This window comes from Methylomonas sp. HW2-6, assembly GCF_052474525.1.
Genome location: NZ_CP184124.1, coordinates 2,344,133 through 2,367,555 on the forward strand (window position 1 = coordinate 2,344,133; position 23,423 = coordinate 2,367,555).

Annotated in this window: 9 protein-coding genes; all 9 read left to right on the forward strand. The window is 63.9% G+C overall.

All coding sequences use genetic code 11. The annotated features are described in order from the left end of the window. Positions 1–13: 13 nt before the first annotated feature. From ACH518_RS11740 to ACH518_RS11780, 9 genes are read left to right on the forward strand one after another with little or no spacing between them, the layout of a single operon-like run. Positions 14–4,111 (forward strand): amino acid adenylation domain-containing protein, encoded by a 4,098-nt coding sequence (locus ACH518_RS11740; protein ID WP_445370209.1) that lies wholly within the window; start codon positions 14–16, stop codon positions 4,109–4,111. A gap of 50 nt (positions 4,112–4,161) precedes the next feature. Then, positions 4,162–10,803, forward strand: coding sequence for an SDR family NAD(P)-dependent oxidoreductase (locus ACH518_RS11745; protein ID WP_445370210.1), 6,642 nt, complete (start codon positions 4,162–4,164; stop codon positions 10,801–10,803). Between the two features lie 15 nt (positions 10,804–10,818). Further along, positions 10,819–18,342 carry an amino acid adenylation domain-containing protein gene (locus ACH518_RS11750; protein WP_445370211.1) on the forward strand — a complete coding sequence of 2,508 codons (7,524 nt, stop codon included), beginning with the start codon at positions 10,819–10,821 and terminating at the stop codon, positions 18,340–18,342. A gap of 55 nt (positions 18,343–18,397) precedes the next feature. Beyond that, positions 18,398–18,589 carry an MbtH family protein gene (locus tag ACH518_RS11755; RefSeq protein ID WP_445370212.1) on the forward strand — a complete coding sequence of 64 codons (192 nt, stop codon included), beginning with the start codon at positions 18,398–18,400 and terminating at the stop codon, positions 18,587–18,589. After that, positions 18,586–19,875, forward strand: coding sequence for a DUF711 family protein (locus ACH518_RS11760; protein WP_445370213.1), 1,290 nt, complete (start codon positions 18,586–18,588; stop codon positions 19,873–19,875). Before ACH518_RS11755 ends, ACH518_RS11760 begins: the two co-directional genes overlap by 4 nt. 24 nt (positions 19,876–19,899) lie before the next feature. Continuing rightward, positions 19,900–20,706 carry a thioesterase II family protein gene (locus tag ACH518_RS11765; protein WP_445370214.1) on the forward strand — a complete coding sequence of 269 codons (807 nt, stop codon included), beginning with the start codon at positions 19,900–19,902 and terminating at the stop codon, positions 20,704–20,706. Between the two features lie 19 nt (positions 20,707–20,725). Further along, positions 20,726–21,436 carry an ABC transporter ATP-binding protein gene (locus tag ACH518_RS11770; protein WP_140912270.1) on the forward strand — a complete coding sequence of 237 codons (711 nt, stop codon included), beginning with the start codon at positions 20,726–20,728 and terminating at the stop codon, positions 21,434–21,436. Next, entirely contained in the window at positions 21,436–22,677 is a 1,242-nt protein-coding gene (locus ACH518_RS11775; protein ID WP_445370215.1) for an ABC transporter permease, read from the forward strand. Before ACH518_RS11770 ends, ACH518_RS11775 begins: the two co-directional genes overlap by 1 nt. Continuing rightward, on the forward strand, positions 22,670–23,419 hold the full coding sequence (locus ACH518_RS11780) for an outer membrane lipoprotein-sorting protein (protein ID WP_445370216.1): 750 nt from the start codon (positions 22,670–22,672) through the stop codon (positions 23,417–23,419). Before ACH518_RS11775 ends, ACH518_RS11780 begins: the two co-directional genes overlap by 8 nt. Positions 23,420–23,423 lie beyond the last annotated feature (4 nt).

Consider the following 23,423-nt stretch of genomic DNA (forward strand, 5'->3'; position numbering starts at 1 on the left):
TGGAGACAACGAGATGGCAAACACACAATCACTGATCGCCGAACTGAGCAACGAACAACGCCAGCAGCTGATGGCCAGGCTGCAGCAGCGCTCGCGCGACGCCAGGCCGCAAGCCCAAACCGAATCCGACGTACCGAAACTGCAGCCAATGGGCGAAGCCCGCTTCGAGCCGTTTCCGCTGACCGACATTCAGCAGGCGTATTGGGTTGGGCGGCAGGCGGCATTCGATCTGGGCAATATCGCCGCCCACGGCTACATGGAAGTCGACTGCCGCGGCCTGGATCTGGTGCGGCTAGAAACGGCTTTCAACCGGTTGATCCAGCGCCACGACATGCTGCGCGCCGTCGTCAATCCCGACGGTCGCCAACAGATTTTAAAAACGGTCCCCGCATATCGCTTTGAAGTGCTGGACGCCAGTGTCGCCGGGGACGACAGCAACGCCAGTCTCGAGCAAGTCCGCGAGGAAATGTCGCACCAGGTATTGGATACCGCGGTGTGGCCCTTGTTCGACATTCGCGCCAGCCTGCTGGCGGACGGCGTGGTGCGGCTGCATCTGAGCATAGACGTGCTGATTTTCGACGCCTTGAGCTTCGACATCCTCAGCGAGGAATGGCGCCGGCTGTACCAGGGCGATGAATTGCCGCCGCTGGAACTGTCCTACGCCGACTACGTCCGCGGTCTGGAATTGATGAAGCAAACCGAAGCCTACCGCGAGTCCTGCAACTATTGGCGGGAAAAAATCAAGGACCTGCCGCCCGGCCCGGATTTTCCGCTGGCCGTGGCTCCGGAAAGCATAGCCCGCCCGCAATTCCGCCGCCTGTCCGCCAGCCTGGACGCCGCGCGCTGGGGCCAAATCAAAAGCCGCGCCCAACGCCTGGGCGTGACGCCGTCGGCGGTGCTGCTGGCCGCCTACGGCGCCGTCGTCGCCCGCTGGAGCAGCCGCAAACGTTTTACCTTGAACTTGACGCTGTTCAACCGGCTGCCGTTTCATCCGCAAGTCAACGCGCTGGTCGGCGACTTTACGTCGGTGGTGTTGCTGGAGCTGGATTATTCCCGGCCGGCGTCATTTTCGGAACGGGTCAAGTCGGTGCAGGCGCAGTTATGGCGCGACATGGACCATCGCTACGTCAGCGGCGTGCAAGTGTTGCGGGAATTGACCGAACAGCGCCGCGACGCCAACGCCTCCTTGTTCCCGGTGGTGTTTACCAGCGCGATCAAACCGAACCCGGCGGACGACACCCCGGCGGCGATGTCGTGGCTGGGCGACGTGCATTACACGATTACGCAGACGCCGCAGGTCTGGCTGGACCATCAGGTCACCGAAGACGCCGGCAAACTGGAATACGATTGGGACTCGGTGAGCGGCCTGTTTCCGGACGGCTTCCTGGAAGCGATGTTCGACGCCTACCGGCAACTGGTCGGAGGTCTGGCTCAGGACGACATGCTCTGGCAACGGCCGGAACTCGACCTGTTGCCGCGGGAGCAGCGGCAATTGATCGCAGCAGCTAACGCCACAGCGGCGCCGGTGCCGGCCGGATTGCTGCACGAGCCTTTCGTACGCCAGGCCCGTGCCAATCCGGAGCGGATTGCCGTGATCGACGCCGAGGCCGAATTCAGTTACGGCGAGCTGTACCGGCTGGCCAATCGCTTGGCGCAGCGCTTGTGGCAGAGCGGTGCCGGTAGCGGCGAGCTGGTCGGCATCCTGTTGCCGAAAGGCCGCTGGCAGGTGGTGGCCGCCTTGGGCATTCTCGAGGCCGGCGGCGCCTATCTGCCGATCGAACCCGGTTACGGCCCGGACCGGATCGCCCAGATTATCGAATTATCCGGCTTGCAGCGGGTCGTGGCCGCAGATGCCGCGGCCGGGCTGCGGCTGCCGGCGGGTATCGAAGTGCTGACGGTCGCCGAATTGGCGGCGTCGGCGCAACCGGTCAAAGCGCTGCCGGTAATGCGGCAGCCGACCGATCTGGCTTACGTGATCTACACCTCCGGTTCCACCGGTACCCCGAAAGGGGTCATGATCGACCATCGCGGCGCCCTGAACACCTGCGTCGACATCAATCAGCGCTTTGAAGTCGGTCCGGACGACCGGGTATTGGGTTTGTCGGCGTTGAATTTCGACCTGTCGGTCTACGACATTTTCGGCGTACTCGGTGCCGGCGGTGCGCTGGTGTTGCCGGATGCCGACCGCCAGCGCGACCCCGGCCATTGGGACGAGATGGTGCAGCGCCACGGCGTCACGCTCTGGAACACCGTGCCGGCATTGATGGACATTTACACCACCTATCTGGACGAGGTGGCGCGGCGGCCGAATACCAGCCTGCGGCTGGTGATGATGAGCGGCGACTGGATTCCGCTGCCGCTGCCGGAGGCGATTCGGCGTAGCTGCCCCAATGCGCAACAATTCAGCCTGGGCGGCGCCACCGAAGCCTCGATCTGGTCCATCATCTATCCGATCGGCGAGATCAGCCCGGACTGGCGCAGCATTCCCTACGGCAAGGCCATGCTCAACCAAAGCTTTCACGTGCTGGACGAGCAGATGCAAGCCTGTCCGGTCTGGGTGCCGGGCGAGCTGTACATCGGCGGCATCGGCGTGGCGCTGGGCTATTGGCGCGACGCCGAGCGTAGCACGGCCCAATTCGTCACTCATCCTCGCAGCGGCGAAAAACTATACCGGACCGGCGACCTCGGCCGTTTGCTGCCCTGCGGCAACATCGAATTTCTCGGCCGCAAGGATTTTCAGGTCAAGATCAACGGCTTTCGGGTCGAATTGGGCGAAGTGGAAATCAACATGGCGCGCTTTGCCGGCGTCAAGGCGGCGGTATGCGCCGTCACCGGCGACAGCGGCCGGGCCCGGCAGCTGATTGCCTACTACGTGCGCGACCCGGAGGCGCCGGCCGCCGCCAAAACGGAAGACAACGACAAAATCCGCTTCCGCCTGTCGCAGCCCGGCCTGCGCCGCTTCGACGCTGCGGCCGAGGCGGTGGCGCTGGCCGCGGAGCCAGAGGCGAGCGACGCCGGCTATCGCCGCCGCTCGCAGCGGCTGTTTCCCGACACCGCCGTCGATCTCGGCAGTCTGGGCCGGCTGTTGAGCCGGTTGCGCCGCGATCCGGCTGCGGCCACCCCGAAATACCGCTACGGTTCGGCCGGTTCGCTGTATCCGGTGCAACTCTATCTCTATGCGGTACCGGGCCGGATCGCCGGCCTGGCCGGCGGCATGTATTACTACGATCCGGACCAGCACCGTCTGGTGCATTTGCCCGGTAACGGCCGGATCGACGCCGCGTACTACGGCAGTTGGAACGCGGCGATGGTCGACAGCGCCGCCTTCCACCTGTTCCTGGTCGCCAATCTGGAGGCCATCGAACCCTTGTACGGCCAGGATTCCATGCACCTGTGCCGGATCGAGAGCGGCCTGATCACGCAAATTCTGGAGCAGGACGCGCATCGCTTCGGTCTGGCCACCTGTCAACTGGGCGGTTTCGATTTCGAGCGGGCCCGGCCGCTGTTCCAGCTGGAACAGCGTTCGACTTATCTGCACGCACTGGTCGGCGGCGTCGAACTCGGCGACGCGGAACTGCGCGAACTGCAACTGGCGCAAGCCCGGTTCCAGCATTCCGACGCCGGTTTCGAAAGCCGCTTGCGCGACTACCTGAGCCAGAAACTGCCCGACTACATGGTGCCGTCGCTGTTTATCCGCCTTGACGAACTGCCGCTGTCCGCCAACGGCAAACTCGACCGCAAAGCCCTGCCGCAACCGCGCAAGGAAGTCGAGGCCGTCGCCGCGGTGGCGGTGGCCGATTCCGATCTGGCCCGGCAAATCTGCGGCGTCTGGCGCGAAGTGCTCGGCGTGGACAGCGTCGGCACCGGCGACAACTTCTTCGACCTGGGCGGTACCTCGGTGGACATGATCAAGATCCATACCCGGCTGCGGCCCTTGTTGAGCAAGGACGTGCCGTTGCTGGACATGTTTTTCGTCTACCCGACCATCGCCGCGCTGGTCGACTACCTGCAACCGAAACCGCGCGCCGCGGCACCGTCCGCCGCCGCCGCAGACGGCGCGCGGCGGGAACGCTCCGGCCGGGCGCCGCGCCGCCGCAGCGGCGCGGAATAAGCCCGCCTGCCGCCAATTTCATCGAAACATAGACAACGGAAGCAAAGCACATGCAAGCAAATCAAGCCAACTCGGGCGCCATTGCCATCATCGGCCTTGCCGGCCGTTTTCCGGGAGCGAATTCGGTCAGCGAATTCTGGGACAATCTGGTTGCCGGCCGCGACGCGTTGCGGCATTACACTCAGGAAGAAGTGCAGCAGGGCATCAACGCGCACGACGCCGCCTCGATTCCCTACGTGCGCAAGCAAGTGGCCGGCGGCTCCTGGGTGGCCGCCGGTTATTACCTGGACGACGTCGATAAATTCGACGCCGGTTTTTTCGGCTATACCCCGGCCGAAGCCGAACTGCTCGATCCGCAGCAGCGCTTGTTCCTGGAGTGCGCCTGGGCGGCGCTGGAAGACGCCGGTTACATCCCGGACGACTGCCCCGGCACGGTCGGCGTCTATGCCGGCACCGCCTTGTCGCGCTATTTCTTCAATAACATTTTCCCGAACCGCGACATCATGTTCGCGTCGTCCAAGGACTTGATCGCCGGCATCGGCAACGAACCGGATTACATCACCAACCGCACCGCATACAAACTGAACCTGACCGGGCCGTCGATCACGGTGCAAACCGCGTGCTCGACCTCCCTGGTCGCGATCCACCTGGCCTGCCGGGCTTTGCGTGCCGGCGAATGCGACTCGGCGCTGGCCGGCGGCGCCCTGGCGACCGTGCCCGGCGGCCTGGGCTACCAATACCAGGAAGGCAGCATGGCGTCGCCGGACGGCTTGTTGCGCACCTTCGACGCCAAGGCCGAGGGCACTGTGTTCAGCGAAGGCGGCGTCGGCATCGTCGTGTTGAAACGCCTCGAAGACGCGTTGGCCGACCACGACCGGGTTTACGCGGTGATCCGCGGTACCGCGGTGACTAACGACGGAGCCTTCAAGGCCGGTTACACCGCGCCGGGTATCGACGGCCAGATGCATGTGATCGAGCGGGCCTTGGCCGATGCCGGGGTCGATCCGGACCAGATCAGCTATGTCGAAGCCCACGGCACCTCGACGCCGCTGGGCGATCCGATCGAGATCACCGCGCTGGCGCGGGCCTGGCGCAAGCATACCGAACGCACCGGCTATTGCGCGCTGGGCTCGCTGAAAACCAATGTCGGCCATCTGGCGCCGGTGGCCGGCGTCGCCTCGGTAATCAAGACCGCCCTGGCCTTGTGGCACCGCACGCTGCCGCCCAGCCTGCATTTCGGCACGCCGAATCCGCGCATCGATTTTGCCAACAGCCCGTTCTTCGTCAACGACACCCTGCGCGACTGGGATTGCGCCGGTACCCGCTACGCCGCGGTCAGCTCGTTCGGCATCGGCGGCACCAATGCCCATGCCATCATGGAAGAAGCGCCGCCGCAGCCGGTCACCCGGTCCGGCGCAAAATTGCGCAGCTTCGTGTTGTCTGCCAAATCTTCCAAGGCCTTGAGCCGGGCTGCGGAAAATCTGGACGATTTCTTGTGCCGCCAACCCGGCGTCGATTTGGACGACGTGGCTTTTACCTTGCAAGAGGGCCGCAAAGCCTTTCCGGTACGCGCCGCCGTCGCTGCCGATAGTTTGGCAGCCTTGCAGCAGGGGTTGGCCGCGATTCGCGACAATCCCGCCAAAACCAAGGCGCTGCCGGCCGACGCCAAGAAAGTATTCCTGTTCACCGGCCAGGGCAGCCAGTATCTGACCATGGGGCGCGGGCTTTACCAAAATCTGCCGGTATTTCGCCAAGTGTTTGACGATTGCTGCGACCAGCTGCGCGGCCATTTGGGGCTGGATTTGCGCGATTTCGTGCTGGCCGCCGATCCGACCGATGCGGCGTTCACTGAACAACTGGGGCAGACCCGGCTGGCGCAGCCGATGCTGTTCGCCTTCGAATATGCGCTGGCGAAACAGATGCAGGCGCTCGGCATCGAGCCGGACGCGATGATCGGCCACAGTCTGGGCGAATACGTCGCGGCCTGCCTGGCCGAGGTGTTCGAGCTGGACGCGGCCTTGCGGCTGGTGGCTTTGCGCGGCGCGCTGATGCAGGCCATGCCGTCCGGGGCCATGCTGTCGGTATCGCTGGACGAGACCGCGGCAGCGGCCTATGTCGGCGGCGAGGTCAGTCTGGCCGCGGTCAACAGTCCCAATGCCTGTGTGCTGTCCGGGCCGCACGCCGCGATCGCGGCGGTACGCGAACGGCTGGAAGCGGCCGGTGCCGCCTGCCGGCCGTTGCTGACTTCGCACGCCTTTCACTCGGCGATGATGCAGCCGATGATCGCCGATTTTACCGCTGCGGTGCGGCTGGCGGCGCCCAAAGCGCCGAGCCGGCCCTACGTCTCCAACCTGACCGGCGACTGGATGGCCGCCGCCGACGCCTGCGATCCGGACTACTGGGCCCGGCATTTGCTCGGTTGCGTCCGCTTCCGCCAGGGTATGGCGACTTTGTTGGCCGGCGGCGGCAGTTATTTCATCGAAATCGGCCCCGGCAATGTGTTGAGCACCTTCGCCAGACACGCGATCAATGCCGCCAAAGCGGCGGCGGCCGTGGTGCAAACCGTGCGCCATCCCAAGGAAACCAAGCCCGATGCGCTGGTATTGCGCCAGGCGCTGGGCGACTTGTGGGCGGCCGGGCTGGAGCTGGATTGGGAACGGGTCGATAGCGATAATCACGGGCGGCGGATTTCGCTGCCGACCTATCCGTTCGCCCGCGAGCGCCACTGGCTGGAACCGCCGCAAGCCGGCGCCGCCGGCACGGAAAACCCGGCGCAACGTCTGGCCGATCCGGCGCAATGGTTTTACGCGCCGTCCTGGAAACGCCAGCCCGGCCGCCTGCCGGACATAGGAGATTGGTCCGGCGAGCGGGTGTTGATCGTCGCCGAGCGTAACGGCTTGAGCCGGGCCCTGGCCGAGCGGATTGAGGCGGCCGGCGGCAGCGCGGTGATTGTCGCGCCGGGCGCGGGTTTTGCCGACGACGGCGAAAGCGGGTACAGCCTGAATATCGGCGACGCCGCCGACTTCGAACGGCTGGCGACGGTGTTCGCCGAGGCCCAACCTACCGCAATCGTGCATGCGCTGTGCGCCACGCCGCGCTCCGCGGCCGGACTCGACAGCGAGGACTATTGGCTGGAGCGCAGCTTTCACAGTTTGGTGTTTCTGGCGCAGCAGTTTTCGGCCGAGGCCGGCGACCGCCGCCTGCCGTTGCTGACGCTGTCCAGCGAAATCCACGATGTGTTGCCGGCCGAGCCGGTCAATCCGTTGAAGGCGGCGTTGCTTGGCGTGCATCTGTGCCTGGGCCACGAATACCGCAAATTCCTGAGCCGCAATCTGGATTTCAGCCCGGACGACCTGATCGGCGCCGCTGCCATCGCCGCTAGCGCCGACCGCGCTGTCGGCGAACTGGCCCGACTGCGCGGCGAAACCAAACCGCTGCTGGCGCCGGCCGACCATTTCGCCGCCTGCCGCCACGGTTACCGTTGGGCGGCGCACTACGAACCGACCCGGATCGAGCCGGCGCCGTTGGATTTCACCGCCGACGGCGCCTATTTGGTGACCGGCGGTCTGGGCGGGCTGGGTCTGGCCGTGGCCGACTACATGGCCGCCCGCGGCGCCAAACATATTGTCCTGCTCGGCCGCTCGGCATTGCCGCCGAAAGCCGAATGGCCGCGTTGGCTGGCCGAACACGAGATGCAGGACCGTAGCGCCGAGCGCATCCGCAAACTGGCGGCGATCGAGGCGCGTGGCGCCGAAGTCGAAATTTGTCAGGGCGACGTGGTCGATGCCGAGCGTATGACCGAACTGGTCGCCGCATTGCTGGACAAATACGGTCGGATCGCCGGGGTGGTGCATTCGGCCGGGGTGGCCGGCGGCGGCCTGATCCAACTGAAAACCCGCGATGCGGCCGAAACCGTATTGCGGCCCAAGGTGCGCGGCATCCTGGCGCTGGAGCAGGCGTTCCGCGCCGCCGATACCGAGCCCGGCTTCATCGTGCTGTTTTCGTCCTTGTTTGCCGTGATCGGCGGTATCGGCCAAGTCGATTATTCCGCCGCCAACAACGTGCTGGACGCCTATGCCCGCGCCGGTTTCGGCGTGAGCAAGGTGGTGTCGTTGAACTTCGGCGGCTGGCGCGAGACCGGCATGGCGGTCGATGCCGGCTTGTACGCCCGGCGCGAACTGCCGCCGCTGCCGGCCGGCAAGACGCTGGCTCATCCTTATCTGCACTCGTGCCGGGAAAAATCGGCGCAACACGCCAGCTACGCGGCCTGGCTGCGCGAACCGGACCACTGGGCGCTGCTCGAGCACCGGATCGAAGGCGTGGCGACGATGCCCGGTACCGGCCTGGTGGAAATGGTGCGGGCGGCGTTCCAGGATTACCGCGGCGCCGAACAGGTCGCGATCGATAATTTATATTTCTTCCGGCCGTTGATGGTGCCGGCTCTGGACATGGCCGAAGTGCATTGCGACTTTAACGCGTTGCCGGGCGGCGGTTACGGTTTTGAAGTCTACACCCGCGAAGCCGGGGTCAAGGCGCCGCTGCTGGCCGGCGATATTTACGCCGCCGAACTGGCGGTGGCCCGGATCGACCCGCAGGCATTGGCGGCAAGCTGCAGCGGCGAGGTGCTGGATTTCAGCGACGGCCGGCCGCAAGCGGTGCAGGACGATTCCGGCTTCCTCAGCCTGGGGCCGCGCTGGCAAGTGCTAAGCCAGATCCGCTGCGGCGGCGACCATCTGTTGGGCCGCTTGCAGTTGCCGGCCGCTTTTGCCGACGACCTGCCGCAGTTCATGCTGCATCCTAGCCTGTTAGACATGGCCAGTGGTCCGATCACCGGCCATCTGTTGCGGCGGCTGGATTTGGATATCGACGGCGAATACCTGCCGTTCGGTTATGGCCGGCTGACGATCGCCGCGCCGTTGCCGGCCGAATTTCTCAGTCACGTTTGTTTCCGCGGCCTGAGCGGCGACCGCGAATCGCTCAGTTTCGATATTGCCTTGTACGACATGGCCGGGCAGCGCCTGGCCCAAATCGACGAATTCACCTTGAAGAAAGTGCCGGCCGGCGCTTTTGCCTTGCCGCCGGCCACCGCCGCCGACAGTCACGGCGAGGACGATAGCTTGTCCACCGCCGAAGGCCTGGAGATCTTCCAACGGGCGTTGGCGTCTGCCGCCTCGCCGCAATGGGTGATCAGCCCGCAGCCGCTGGATGCCTTGCTGGAACGAATGCAGGCGCAACGCGCCGCGGAGGAAGCCGGAACAACGGCTGCCAAGCCGAAACTGCAGCGCGAGGACGCCGATGCCGCGCCGCCGACCAATCCCACCGAAGAAATCCTGGTCGGCATTATGGAAGGTGTGTTGGGCATCGAACCGGTCGGTATTTACGACAATTTCTTCGACATGGGGGTGGACTCGGTGATGGGGATACAAGTCGTGTCGCAAGCCAAGCGCTTCGGCTTGACCGTGAAACCCAACCAGTTGTTCGAACACCAGACTGTTGCCGCGTTGGCGGCCGCAATCGGCGCTTCGGCGCCGGCAGTGGCCGAACCGGCCTGGCTGAGTTTCGGTCAGCGCGAATTGCTGGCGGCCGGCCGGGGCTGGGACAGCCTGCACCTGGAACTGCCTGCCGCGGCCACTACCGACGATCTGGCCGCGGCGCTGGCGGCGGTGGCGGCGGACTACCCGCTGCTGCTGGCCCGGATCGAGACCAATGGCGAGGCAGCGTGCTGGGCGCAGGCGGAAACCGTTGCAATTCTGGCGGCGGACGCGGCGGCGGAAGCCGGCGGCGATGGCGCATTCCGGGTCTTAGCCGATGGCCGTAGGCTTGTGCTGCAAGCCCGGCCGGTATTGGGTCTGGATGCGGCCGGGCTGAGCCAAATCGGCGCCGCCGTGCTGGCCTGCTTGTCGGGTAGCGCCGCTGCGGCGCCGCTCGCGCCCTGGCGCCCGGCCGCCGCCGCCGATTTGGCCGCCGCCGCCGGCGAGCGCGATGCTCAGGCCGAGAGCGCCGGCTATGCCGCGGTGCCGGACCAATCCGGAGCGCTGGCAGCGACCGGCGCTTGCGCCGCCGCGGCCGAAATCCGGATCGAGGTCGACCAACTTCAGGGTCTGGAACGGCTGCGCGCCGCGTTGAATCTGGATGCCGAGGATCTGCTGCTGGCGGCATTGGCCGCCAGCATCGGCGAATGTTTTGCGCTGGAGCCGGTCGCGGTCCGCTACGCGCAAACCCATATCGTTGCCGAATCCGGCGCCGTGTTGCGCTACAGCTATCCGCTCTGTCTGGAAACGGACAGCGATGCATTGACGGCGACCACCCTAGCCAAAGCCGCCCGCAAGCAGGCGCCCAGCGCCGGTTTCGGTTTCGAATTGGCCGCTTCCGGATTGCCGTTGCCGAGCGTGCGTTTCACCTGGCTGGGCCAATGCGGTTGCGGCCGGTTCGAACCGGAGGCCGTGCTGGCCGCCGGCGAGGCCTTTGCCGTCAGCGCCTGTCTGGCAGCGGACGGATTGCTGTTGCGGTTGGCTGTGGATGCCGAACAGGTAGAGCAATTGCCGCGACTAAGCACGGCGTTGGAAAGCACCGTGATTGCCTACTTGGCTGCAGCCGAACAGGCTCAGGGCCGGGGATTTACTGCCGCCGATTTCGGCGACGCCGGTTTGTCCGAAGAAGACTTCGCTACCTTGTTCCAAACCATCGAATAACGAGTTGATAGAGCCATGACCATCGATCGCGCCAACATCGCCGATATTTACAAGCTGACGCCGATTCAGGAAGGGATGCTGTTCCATTCCCTGAGCAGCCCCGACTCGGGGGTGTACGTCGAACAGTTCAGCCAAACCGTGCCGTTCGGCGTCGACCCCGGCCTGTGGCAACAAGCCTGGAACCGGGTGATCGCCCACCACGACATCCTGCGTAGCGGCTTTTTCTGGGAAGGCCTGGAAAAACCGGTACAGGTGGTGCAGCGCCAAGCCGAAATCCGGGTCGAAGCCCTGGATTGGGCGGATCTGGCCGAGGCGGAACGCGAGCAAGGCCTGCAAGCGCTGCGCGCTGCGGATGCCAAAGCGGGGTTCGATTTGGCCAAGGCGCCGTTGCTGCGCTTGCGGGTGATTCGAACCGGCGCGGAGCAGAGCGTGTTGCTGTGGACCTACCACCACATCCTGCTCGACGGCTGGTCGGCGTTTATCGTGCTGGACCAGGCCCTGCAAGCTTATATGGCATTGGCGGACGGGCGCGAGCCTGAACTGCCGGCCGGTACGCCGTATAAAAATTACTTGCGTTGGCTGGGGCAGCAGGACCGGACCGCGGCCGAGACTTTCTGGCGCGGCTATCTGGCCGGCTTCGCTGCGCCGACGCCGCTTGGCCTGGTCGAGGGCAATCCCGGCGCCGAGCCGAACTGCGACTATGCCGTGGTCCGTCGGGCGCTGGGCCAGACGCGGGCGGAGCGTTTGCGCGAATTCGCCCGCGCCGCGCGCTTGACGCCGAATAGCGTGATTCAGGGCGCGTACGCTTACTTGCTGGCTTTGTACAGCGGCGAGGACGACGTCGTGTTCGGCTGTACCGTGTCCGGGCGGCCGCCGGAACTGGAAAACTCGCAGCACATGGTAGGCCTGTTCATCAATACGCTGCCGTTGCGGGTGCGCATCCGCGCCGCCCAGCCGGTGGCGGCCTGGCTGCGGGAGTTGCAGGACGGCTTGCTGGCCTTGCGCAGCTACGAACATAGCCCGCTGGTCGAGATTCAGGCCTGGAGCCCGATCGGACCGGGGCTGCCGCTGTTCGATTCGATGCTGGCGGTGGAATCGTTTCCGCAGTCCAGCCAGGTGCAATTGCCCGACGTCGCGGTGGCGCAAAAGACCAATTATCCATTGACGCTGGTGGTCGAACCGGCGGGCGAGATGAATGTCCGCGCCATGTTCGATCCGCGCCGCTATGCGCCGGCTGTGGTCGAGCGTTTCCTCGAACACTGGCAAACCGTGCTGGACCAGATGCTGCTGGACGCCGAGCGGCCGCTGGCCACGGTCAGCGCGATGGCGGAAGCCGAACGCCTGCGCCAGGCGGTCTGGAACGCGACCGCGACCGATTTTCCGCGCGAGCGGGACTTGGCCGCGTTGTTCGCCGAGCGGGCGGCGTTGCACCCGGAGCGGACCGCGTTGGCGGTCGGCGACGTCCGCCTGAGTTATGCCGAACTGGACCGGCGCGCCAATAGCCTGGCTCATTTTCTGTTGGCGCAGGGTGCCGCGGCCGGCGGCCAAATCGCGCTATTGCTGGAGCCTTCGGCGGAACTGATCATTGCGATACTGGCCGTGGTCAAAACCGGCAATGCTTACGCGCCGCTCGATCCGAAGGCGCCCGACGCCCGGCTGGCCGGTATGTTGCAGGACCTGAGCTTTAGCCAATTGCTCAGCCACGGCGGACGCGGCGACGCGCTGGCGGCGGACGGGCTGCAGATTATCGATCTGGACCGGACTTGGGCGAATTGGAGCAGCCAGCCGGACACCGCGCCGGCCGTGGCTATCGATACCCGGCGGCTGTTCTACGTGATCCATACCTCCGGTTCCACCGGCAAGCCCAAAGCCGCCGGCGTCTACCACGACAGTTTCATCAACTTCATCTTGTGGTGGAACCGCGAATTCGGTTTCGGCAGTGCCGACAAATGCCTGTTGATCAATAAAATTACCTTCGATCTGGCGCAGAAAAACGTCTGGGGCGCCTTGCTCACCGGCGGCGAATTGCACCTGGCCGTCGGCGACCATTTCGATCCGGACTATGTGCGCCGCAGCGTGGCCGAGCAGGGCATTACCTGGATCAACTGCACGCCGAGCATGGGCTATGCGCTGGCCGAAGGCGAAGACGTCGATTACCGCGACTTGGCGTCGCTGCGCTACTTGCTGCTGGGCGGCGAGCCGGTAAACAAGGCCAGGCTGGCGCCTTGGCTGTTGTCGGCACACAGCCGCTGCGAATTGGTCAACACCTACGGCCCGACCGAATGCACCGACCTTTGCACCACGCATCGCTTCAGCCGCGAGGAGTTAGAGCATCCGGAGTGGCCGGTCACGGTCGGCAAAAACCTGCCCAACGTGCGCATGTTGGTATTGGACCGCTTCAACAATCCGTTGCCGGCCGGCATTGCCGGCGAGGTGATGATAGGCGGCGTCTCGCTCGGCGTCGGCTATCTCAACAATCCGGGCTTGACCGCTAGCCAGTTCATTCCGCATCCGCAGCCGGAAGTTGCCGGCGAACGCCTGTACCGCACCGGCGACTTGGGTTACTTCCGCGAGGACGGCAGCATCGTCGTCAAAGGCCGGGTGGATTTTCAAGTCAAGGTTCGCGGCTACCGGATCGAGCTGGAGGAAATCGATACGGTATTGCGCGGTCATGCCGCGGTGCAGGACGCCGTGACCGTGGTCAGCGGCGGCGACCGCCAACAACTGGTCAGTTACCTGGTGCCGGCGGTGGCTATCGCCGAGCCGGCCGAGTTCCGCGCCGAGTTGCGGGCTTATCTGGCGCAACGCCTGCCGGATTACATGGTGCCCAGCGTCTTCGTCCTGTTGGCGGCGATTCCGTTGAACGCCAACGGTAAGGCCGACCGTTCCGCGCTGCCGGCACCGGAAGAAACCGATGCGTTGCAGGCTGCGGTGGCGCAAGCGCCGGCCGACGCGGTGGAAGAGGCCTTGCTCGGCGTCTGGCAGAAAGTGCTGGGCCGCGACGACATCGGCGTCAACGACAATTTCTTCGCCTTGGGCGGCCATTCGCTGACGATCACTCAGGTGTTCTCCAGGATTCCGAAGCTGTTCGAGGTCAAGCTGGGTCTGTCCGAACTGTTTCAACAGCCGACCATCGCCGGGCAGGCTGCATTGATCCGCAACCGGCAAGCGGGCGGCGCGCCGGCTTATCCGGCATTGGTCCGGCAGGAACGACCCGAACCGTTGCCGCTGTCCTACGCCCAGAGCCGGCTTTGGTTCGTGCAGGAATATGCGCCGGACAATCCGGCCTATAACGTCCCCAACGCGGTGTTTCTCGATGCGCCGGCCGATGTCGAAGCCGTGCGCCGGGCACTGGCCTGGCTGACCCGCCGCCACGAATCGCTGCGCACCTGCTTCCCGGCCGCCGGCGGCGAACCGCGCCAGCAGATTTTGTCCGATTTCGTGCCGCCGCTGGTCATCGACGATCTGTCGGCGTTGGCGGAGCCGGAACGCGAGCTGCGCATGGCCGAGCTGGCCACGGCGGAAGCGCAGGCGACCTTCGATTTGGCCGCCGCGCCGCCGCTACGCTACCGGCTGCTTTCGAGTCCGGAAAATGCCGTGTTGTTGGCGACCTTGCACCACATCGTCACCGACGGCTGGTCCACCGATATTTTCGTGCGCGAATTTCGCCAGGCCTACGCCGCCTACCGACACGGCACGGAGCCGGATCTACCGGAACTGGCGCTGCAGTACGCCGATTACGCGCTGTGGCAACGCCAGCTTTTGACTGGCGAGCTGCGCGAAACCCAGCTGGCCTACTGGCGCGGCGAGCTGGACGGCGCGGTGCATACCATCGGCCTGCCTTACGATTTTCCGCGGCCGGCGCAACTGTCCTGGCAGGGCGGTATGGTCCGCGACCGCTACGCGCCGGAACTGGCCCAGGGCTTGAAAGCGCTGGCGGAAAAACAGGGAGCGACGCTGTTCATGGCGCTGATGGCGGCCTTCGAATTGTTGTTGTACCGCTGGTCCGGCCAGGACGATTTCGTGCTGGGTACGCCGATCGCCAACCGCCATCTCGAAGAGACCGAGCCGGTGATCGGCTTTTTCGTCAACACTTTGCCGATCCGGGCCCGGATCGACGCCGGCCATAGCTTCAACGACCTGTTGGCGGCGGCGAAACAAACGGCGCAGGCGGCCTACGAACATCAGGATCTGCCATTCGAAATGCTGGTCGACGAATTGAAACCGGCGCGCAGCGCGGCCTACAACCCGTTCTTCCAGGTCTGTTTCGCGTTGCGTAACGCTTACGAGGACATGTCGCTGGTCGATAGCGACGAGTGGGTGGCGCGCTGGGATTTGTATGTGGTGTTCAACGAGCAGGATGGCCTGAGCGGGCAATGGGAATTCAGCCGCGCGCTGTTCCGCCCGGAAACCGTAGAGCGGCTGGCGCAGTCGTTTGCGGTGTTGTTGCCGCAACTGGTGGCCGATCCGGACCGGGCGCTGGCCGATTACGATTTGTTGGACCGAAGCGGCACAGCCGAGGCCCTGGCGTTCGGCCGCGGGCCGCAGCTCGATCTCGGCGGTCGGCTGTTTTTGGACCGTTTCGCCGAGCAAGTCGCACAGCAGCCCGATGCGCCGGCGGTAAGGTTCGAGGGCAAAACCTTGAGTTACGCCGAATTGGATCGCCAGACCAACCGGTTGGCACATTTACTGGCGGCTGCGGGTTTGCAAGTCGAACAGCGGGTCGGCCTGTATCTGGAACGCGGTCCGGATTGGATCGTCTCGCTGCTGGCCGTGCTCAAGGCGGGCGGCGCCTTCGTCCCGCTGGACCCGAATTACCCGGCCGTGCGGTTGCAATTCATGCTCGAGGATTCCGCCAGCATATGGTTGTTGACTCATAGTCATCTGTTGAACGGCTTGTCACTGCCGCAGGGTCTACGGGTGCTGGCGTTGGACGGCGAGCGCCTGCAAACGGTGATTGCGGCACAGCCGGAGCACAGCCCCGATCCTGTCGAATTCGGCGCCGACAACTTATGTTACGTGATCTACACGTCCGGTTCGACCGGACAGCCAAAAGGCTCGCTACTGTTGCACAAAGGTCTCGCCAGCGTGACGGCAGCGTTGGCCGAGCGTTGCGAGTTCGGCAACGGTGACCGTATGCTGCAATTCGCCTCGTTCGGTTTCGACGCGTCGGTATACGAATGGGGTGTTGCGTTAAGCCGTGGCGGCGTACTGTGCATGGCGCGCGACGAGGTGTTGAAGTCGCCGGATTCGCTGGCGCGCTTCATCGCTGCCGAGGACATCAGCCACGCCTTATTGCCGCCTTCGCTGTTACCGTTTTTGGACACCGACCGTCTGGCCGGACTCAAGCACCTGGTCTCCGCCGGCGAAGCCTGTCAGCAGGAAATCGCCGAGCAATGGAGTCGTAACCGGCGGTTTTACAACGGCTACGGTCCGACCGAATGCACGGTGATTGCGACAGTGGCCGATTATCGTCCCGGTGACACCAAGCTGACCATAGGCAGCCCGATCGCCAATACCGAACTTTACGTGGTCGACGCCAAACTGCGACCGGTGCCGATCGGCATGCCGGGCGAATTGTGCATCGGCGGCATAGCGGTCGGCCGGGGCTATTTGAATCGCCCGGAGTTGAACGGCGAGAAATTCATCGCCCACCTGTTCCGGCAGGACGGCGGCGAGCGCCTGTACCGCACCGGAGACTTGGTGCGCTGGTTGCCGGACGGCACATTAGAGTTTCTGGGACGCATAGACAATCAGGTAAAAATCCGCGGTTTCCGCATCGAGCTGGGTGAAATCGAAGCCCGACTGATGGAACACGAGCAGGTCCGCGACGCGCTGGTACTGGCGCGGGATATCGCTCCCGGTAACCGGCAATTGGTTGGCTACGTGCTGTGCGAAGCCGGCGCCGACGGTTTGGCGGCCGAACTGATGGCAAAGTTGCGGGAAAGCTTGCCGCATTTCATGGTGCCGATGGCGGTAATCGTGCTGGATGTCTGGCCGATGACGACCAACGGCAAGATCGACCGCCGGGCGCTGCCGTTACCGGGCGCGGCCGACCCGGCGAGCCGGGTTTGCGAACCGGCCGCAACCGAGCGCGAGCGCTGGCTGGTCGAATTGTGGCAGGAGATTCTCGGCGTCGACACGGTCGGCGTCAGCGACGACTTTTTCGAACTGGGCGGCCATTCGCTGAGCGCGACCCGGTTGATGGCGCAGGTGCGGGAAGAATGCGGGCACTCGATGCCGCTGAAAGACTTTTTCGTGGCGCCGACCGTGCGCAGCATGGCCGCCTATCTGGATGCGGCCGGAACGGACACCCAAGCCGAAGCGGAAGACACTGCGATTCTGTTGCCGCCGCGGCCGGTGGATTTGGAAGCCGAATCCGCCATCGCGCTGCCGACGCCATTGCCGCCGGCCAGCGGCAGGATGCAAAACGTGTTGCTGACCGGCGTCACCGGTTTCGTCGGCGCTTATTTGCTGGAACAAATGCTGGAACGCTGGCCGGGGACCACGGTGCACTGTCTGGTACGCGCCAGTTCGGCCGAAGACGGCTTGCGTCGGATTCGCGCCAATCTGGAGGAGTACGGCCTGTGGTGGGACGGCTATGTGCCGCGGATCAAAGTGGTGGTCGGCGATTTGGCCAAGCCCAACCTCGGCTTGAGCGGCGAGGTGCGCGATTACCTGGCCTCGGAAATCGACTTGATTCTGCATAACGGCTCGCATCTGAACCACGTGTTGCGCTACGGCCAACTGGCCGCGGCCAACGTCGGTTCGACCAAGGCCCTGCTGGAATTGGCTGCCTACAACCGCTTGAAACGATTTGCCTACGTCTCGACCGGCGGCGTGTTCAACACCGAAATCTCGGGGCGGAAAGTGGACGAAGACACCGATCTGGCCGGCGAAGGTTTTACCGATCTGGAAGGCTACAACGCCAGCAAATGGGTGGCGGAAGCGGCAGTCAGGCAAGCCGGACGGATGGGCCTGCCGATCCAGATTTTCCGTCTGGGCCGGGTGGCGGTGGACAGCCGCAGCGGTGCCGGCCGCGACGACGATTTCATCGGCTTGTATTTGCGCACCTGCATCCAGCTCGGGGTCTATCCGGACTATCCGCTGGTGGAGAAGGCGATTGCGGTGGATTACGCGGCGCGGGCGATTATCGCCTTGGCCGGACAGCCCGGCGGCGGCGAAATATTCCATCTGATGGGCGAAGAAAGCTACGACTGGAGCAAATTGCTGTCCCAGCACGTGGCCGGCAGCGTCGGCCTGAAACGCATCCGCGCCGACCAATGGGTGGACCGGGTCAAACAGGCTTCGACCGAAACCCCGCTGCCGTTCGCGCCCTACCTGTTTTATTGGGATACCGACCGCGGCGCGCCGGACAAGGGCAGTTTGCAGATCGGTCAGGCGAAAACCCTGCGCCGGCTGGCCGAGCTGGATCTGCCGGCGCCGCAGATCGATCGCGTGGCCTGGCAACGTTACATCGAGCGCTTGTTCGTTAGCGAAGGCCGCGAGGTTGCCTTTAAACGCCGCGGCTGGTTTTAGCGAAGCGGTCGCCCGCAGGCATTGAACTTAAATTAAGAATTGGAGAATGGTCGCTATGGCTGAAGAATTGGAAACGGGTTTCGTCGTGGTCTGCAACCACGAACAGCAACACGCCTTATGGCCGGCTTTCAAGCCGGTGCCCGCCGGTTGGCAGCAGGTCAAACCTGCCGACAGTCGGGAAAACTGTCTGGACTATGTCAATCAACATTGGCCCGACATCCGGCCGTTGAGCTTGAGAACGCTATGAAACCGATGACTGCTCAGGAAGAATTCGGAATGCGGCCGCCGTCGCCGGTGGTGCGCACCGTGACATTGGGGCTGAACCTGGACCCGGACCAGCCGGAGCGCGGCGCGGAAGCGGCGCGGCGCTTTTTCGGGAAGGCCGGCAACCTTTTGGCGGAAAGCGGCCTGCGGGCGCGTTGTTTCCGGCTGGCCGGGCAACCGCTGGACCGCTTGCTGCAAGGCCGCCGCATTCGGGCCAATGCCGCGGCCGAATTTGCGGTGCGGATGGAGAATGCGTTGGGCGACATCTGGTTCTGCATGCCCGGCCCGTTTTTCGTCGATGCGGCCGACGACCCGGAATTGCTGGCGCTGGTGCCGGCCGTGATCGGCGCCACCCGTCACGTATTCATGAATACTTTGGTCAGTTCGGCGGCCGGCATGCACCGCGGCGCGTTGCGCCGGGCCGCTGCGGTAGTCCGCGAACTGGCCATGCTGGACCAACAGCATCAGGCCAATTTCCGGTTTGCGGTGATGTCCAACGTCCAGGCCAGTACGCCGTTTTTTCCGGCGTCCTGGCACCAGGGCGAGGCCGGATTCAGTATCGCGCTGGAGTTGTCGGAACTGGCCAACGCCGCGTTTTCGCAGCCGTTGCCGTTCGACGAGAAACTGGCGGTATTCCGCAATCAGGTGCGGCGGGCGGCGCAGGAGGCGGCCGATTGCGCGGAGGCGCTGGCCGCCGAGACCGGCGTCGGTTTTCGCGGCATCGATTTCTCGCTGGCGCCTTACCCCGGCGAGGACACCAGCGCCGTCAGCGCGATCGAGGCGCTGGCCGGCAGTCCGGTCGGCAGTTTCCAATTCCTGTTTTCGCTGTATGCGGTGAATAATTTGCTGAAACAGGGTTTGGCCGATTTTCCGCAGGTCGGCTACAACGGCACCATGCTGTCGGTGTTGGAAGACAGCCATCTGGCGCGGGCGGTGGGCAACGGTAGCGTCGATGTCAAGGATTTGCTGCTGTACTCTACGGTGTGCGGCTGCGGTCTGGATATGGTGCCGCTGGCGTTGGACGCCGGCGTCGGTCAGATCGCGGCCTTGATCGAAGCGATTTGCACCGAAGCCATCAAATGGAACAAGCCGTTGATTACCCGCCTGTTGCCGAGCAGCGTCGGCGCCAACGGCGAAACCAATTTCAACCATCCGTTTATCGTCAATACCCGGCCGATTGCACTGAACCGCAACGCTTTCGCGCCGGCCAACGATAGCGAGGCCTTTTTCGATCCCCGACGCTGGGCGCCGACCGCGCTGCCGGCTTGATTTGACTACTACCAAGACAGAGCGATGACTACCGACAATTGGTTTACCGATTTTAATCTGGGCGGCCGCGCGCCGTATCTGCTGGTCTGCTTTCCGTATTCCGGGGCCGGCGCCAACGTGTTTCGCAGCTGGGCCGGTGCGCTGGATAACGCGGACGTGCTGGCGGCGCAGTTGCCGGGCCGCGAACGCCGCATCGCCGAACCGGCCATCGGCGATCTGGACGCGTTGGTCGCCGGCTTGCTGCCGGCGCTGATCGCGCGGATCGACCGGCCCTATCTACTGTTCGGCCACAGCATGGGGGCGTTGATCGCCTACCGGGTGGCGCTGGAGCTGGAGCGCCGCGGGGTGCAGCCGCCGAAACAACTGATCGTTTCCGGCTACCGGTCGCCGGAACTTGGCAGCCGCAACCGGGTGTTGCATACGCTGAGCGACAGTGAATTCATCGTCGAATTGCAACGCTACGGCGGTACGCCGGACGAGGTGTTGCAACATGAGGAAACCATGCAGTTGTTGTTGCCGATGCTGCGCGCCGATTTTCGCATCCACGAAACTTACCGCCACGTGCCGCAACCGGCGGCGCAATTCCCAATTGCAGCCTTCACCGGCATGGCCGACCATCTGGTGCCGGGCGAGGATATGGCGCCCTGGCGCGACAAAACCGCGGCCGGCTTCGAACAGCGCCTGTTCGGCGGCGGCCACTTCTTTTTACTGGAGAACCGCGACGCCGTGCTGGGCGCGCTTCAGGACATCGTCAACGAGCATATCAAGGACGATATCCTGCTGCCGATGGCGCGGACTCCTGCCGCAGCCGGTTACGAACCGGTCTTTTAAAATGACGAGACTACTAGTTATGACGCAACCGATCATCAAATTGGAACATATCACCAAGTCCTACGGCCACGGCGACGGCGCCGTCAACGTGCTGCAGGACTTGAACCTGTCGATCCAGCAGGGCGAGTTCACCTGCATCTGGGGCGCTTCCGGCAGCGGCAAATCGACGCTATTAAACCTGATGGGTCTGCTGGACCGGCCGGATCAGGGCCGGATCGCGATCAAAAACGAAGAAGTCCTGGGGCTGAACGACAATCGGCTGGCCGATTTCCGCAGCCGTCACCTGGGCTTTATCTTCCAAAGCTTCAATCTGGTGCCGGTGTTGTCGGCCCAGGAAAACACGATGCTGCCGCTGCAAATCCGCGGCGAAGCCGACGATACGGCGCGGCGCCGGGCGCGCGATCTGCTGGCGGAACTGGGGCTGGAGCGGCATTTGCACAAACGGCCGGACGAAATGAGCGGCGGCCAACGCCAGCGGGTGGCCATCGCCCGGGCCTTGATCGGTGATCCGGATATCGTGCTGGCCGACGAACCGACCGCGAATCTGGATTCGGCCAACAGCGACGCGATCATTTTGTTGATGCAAAAGCTGAATCAAAAACGCAAGGTCACCTTCGTCTTCGCCACCCACGATACCCATTTGCTGTCCTACGCGGCCCGCTCGATCCAGGTCCGCGACGGCCGGATCGTCGACGACCGCCACAATACTTATTTAAAAGAGGCCTCCTGATGTCCATGTCACTCGCAATGCGCTGCAAACTGGCGGCGCGCAACGTCATGAAAAACCGGCGCAGAAGCCTGGTCACCGTGCTGTCGGTGGCGATCGGCTTTCTGGCGCTGAGCTTGTTCGAAGGTTATTTCACCTACGTCTACCGGATTCTGAAAGACCAGGCCATCGTCGGCGAACGCCTGGGCCACTTGACCGTGGTGCGCCGCGGCTTCTTCGACCAGGGCACGCTGGACCCGGAAAAATTCCAACTCGATGCCGCCGCGCTGGACTTGGTGACCCGCACCGTCCGCGAGGTGCCGGGCGTGAAATTGGTCAGCCCGCGGCTGGCCGTCAGCGGCTTGGTCAGTAACGGCACCACCTCGCATATTTTCATCGGCGAAGCCATATCGGCGGAAGACCAGACGGCGCTGCGCGGCGCCGAATACGCCTATCTGCCCGGCAAACTGGCGCCGGGCCAGGACGATGCCGTCGTAATCGGCCAGAAGATGGCGAAAATTATGGGCTTGCAGCAAGGCAGCGACGGCGTGTTGATGGCGTCGACGCTGTCCGGCATGGTCAACGCGGTCGATTTCCGGGTCGGCGAAATCGCCAACACCGGCTCGATGGGCACCGACGACAAGTTCGCGCTGTTGCCGTTGGCCTTGGCCCGTAAGTTGTACGGCAGCGACGGCGCCGACCGGGTTGTGGTATTGCTGGATTCGGTCGATTCGATTCCGGCCGTAAAGCCGGTGTTGCTGCAAAAACTCAAGGCTGCCGGCTTCGACGCCGACATCAAGGAATGGAGCGAATTGTCGGTGTACTACACTCAAGTCAAAGGTTTGTTCGACATGATGTATCTGTTCATTATGGTGGTAGTGGTGATGGTGGCGATGACCAGCGTGGTCAATACCATGACGATGGCGATTGCCGAACGCACCCGCGAAATCGGCACCTTGCGCGCGATCGGTATGCGCTCGATGACGATCAAAAGCCTGTTCGTGATCGAAGGCGTCATCATCGTCTTCGTCGGCTCGCTGGCCGGGATGGCACTATCCTATGCCATCGGTGCCGGCATCAATCTGGCGCAGATTACTTATTCGCCGCCGGATTCTTCGGAACAAGCCGCGTTGGTGATCGAATTGTTGTTTAATAACATGTTCGGTTCTTTATTCACTCTGTCGGTGTTGGCCGCGGTCGCTTCGTATTTCCCGGCCCGTCACGCCACGCAAAAAACCATTGTCGGAGCCCTGGGCCATGTTTGAATTCGTCCGCACCCCTTTATTTGCAATATTAATGCTGGCGGCTTCGGCTGCGGCCGCAGACCCGACGCCGCTGGAGCTTTTAAAAGCCAGCGACCGTGCCCGCGGCGGCGAGATCGGCGGTATTACCATGACCAGTACCGTCATCGCTTATCAGGACAATGTCGAGGATAAAAGCTATACGCTGAAGATCGAGGCCGACCAGGACAATTCCCTGGTGACCTTCCTGAAGCCGGCTACAGCCGCCGGCAAGATGATGCTGATGCAGAACCGCAATATGTGGTTCCTGTCGCCCGACGTCAGCAAGCCGGTGCCGATCTCGCCGCGGCAACGCCTGCTCGGCGAGGCCAGCAACGGCGACGTCGCCACCACCAATTACAGTCGCGATTACGACGCGACCCCGGCCGGCGAAGCGGAAGTGGCGGGGCAGCCGTGTTACGTACTGGACTTGAAAGCCAAGGATGCCAACGTGGCCTACGACAAGATTCGATATTACGTCGCCAAGGACAGTCAACTGGCATTGAAAGCCGAATACATGACGGTCTCCGACAAGCATTTCAAAACCGCATTGATGGAATATGCCAACCGGGTCGAGGTTGCCGGCAAAAGCCAGCCTTTCGTCAGCAAGATCGAGATTCAGGACGAAGTGCAGACCGGCCAGAAAACCGTGTTGGTTTACGACAAAGTCGAAGCCGCGGCGGTACCGCCGAGCCGCTTCGATCTGCGGGCTTTGCTCAGCCGCTAACGGC

Bases quoted from the DNA above. Each gene is read 5' to 3' on its own strand.
- ACH518_RS11740 (WP_445370209.1), top strand. From the start codon at position 14: ATGGCAAACACACAATCACTGATCGCCGAACTGAGCAACGAACAACGC.
- ACH518_RS11745 (WP_445370210.1), top strand. From the start codon at position 4,162: ATGCAAGCAAATCAAGCCAACTCGGGCGCCATTGCCATCATCGGCCTT.
- ACH518_RS11750 (WP_445370211.1), top strand. From the start codon at position 10,819: ATGACCATCGATCGCGCCAACATCGCCGATATTTACAAGCTGACGCCG.
- ACH518_RS11755 (WP_445370212.1), top strand. From the start codon at position 18,398: ATGGCTGAAGAATTGGAAACGGGTTTCGTCGTGGTCTGCAACCACGAA.
- ACH518_RS11760 (WP_445370213.1), top strand. From the start codon at position 18,586: ATGAAACCGATGACTGCTCAGGAAGAATTCGGAATGCGGCCGCCGTCG.
- ACH518_RS11765 (WP_445370214.1), top strand. From the start codon at position 19,900: ATGACTACCGACAATTGGTTTACCGATTTTAATCTGGGCGGCCGCGCG.
- ACH518_RS11770 (WP_140912270.1), top strand. From the start codon at position 20,726: ATGACGCAACCGATCATCAAATTGGAACATATCACCAAGTCCTACGGC.
- ACH518_RS11775 (WP_445370215.1), top strand. From the start codon at position 21,436: ATGTCCATGTCACTCGCAATGCGCTGCAAACTGGCGGCGCGCAACGTC.
- ACH518_RS11780 (WP_445370216.1), top strand. From the start codon at position 22,670: ATGTTTGAATTCGTCCGCACCCCTTTATTTGCAATATTAATGCTGGCG.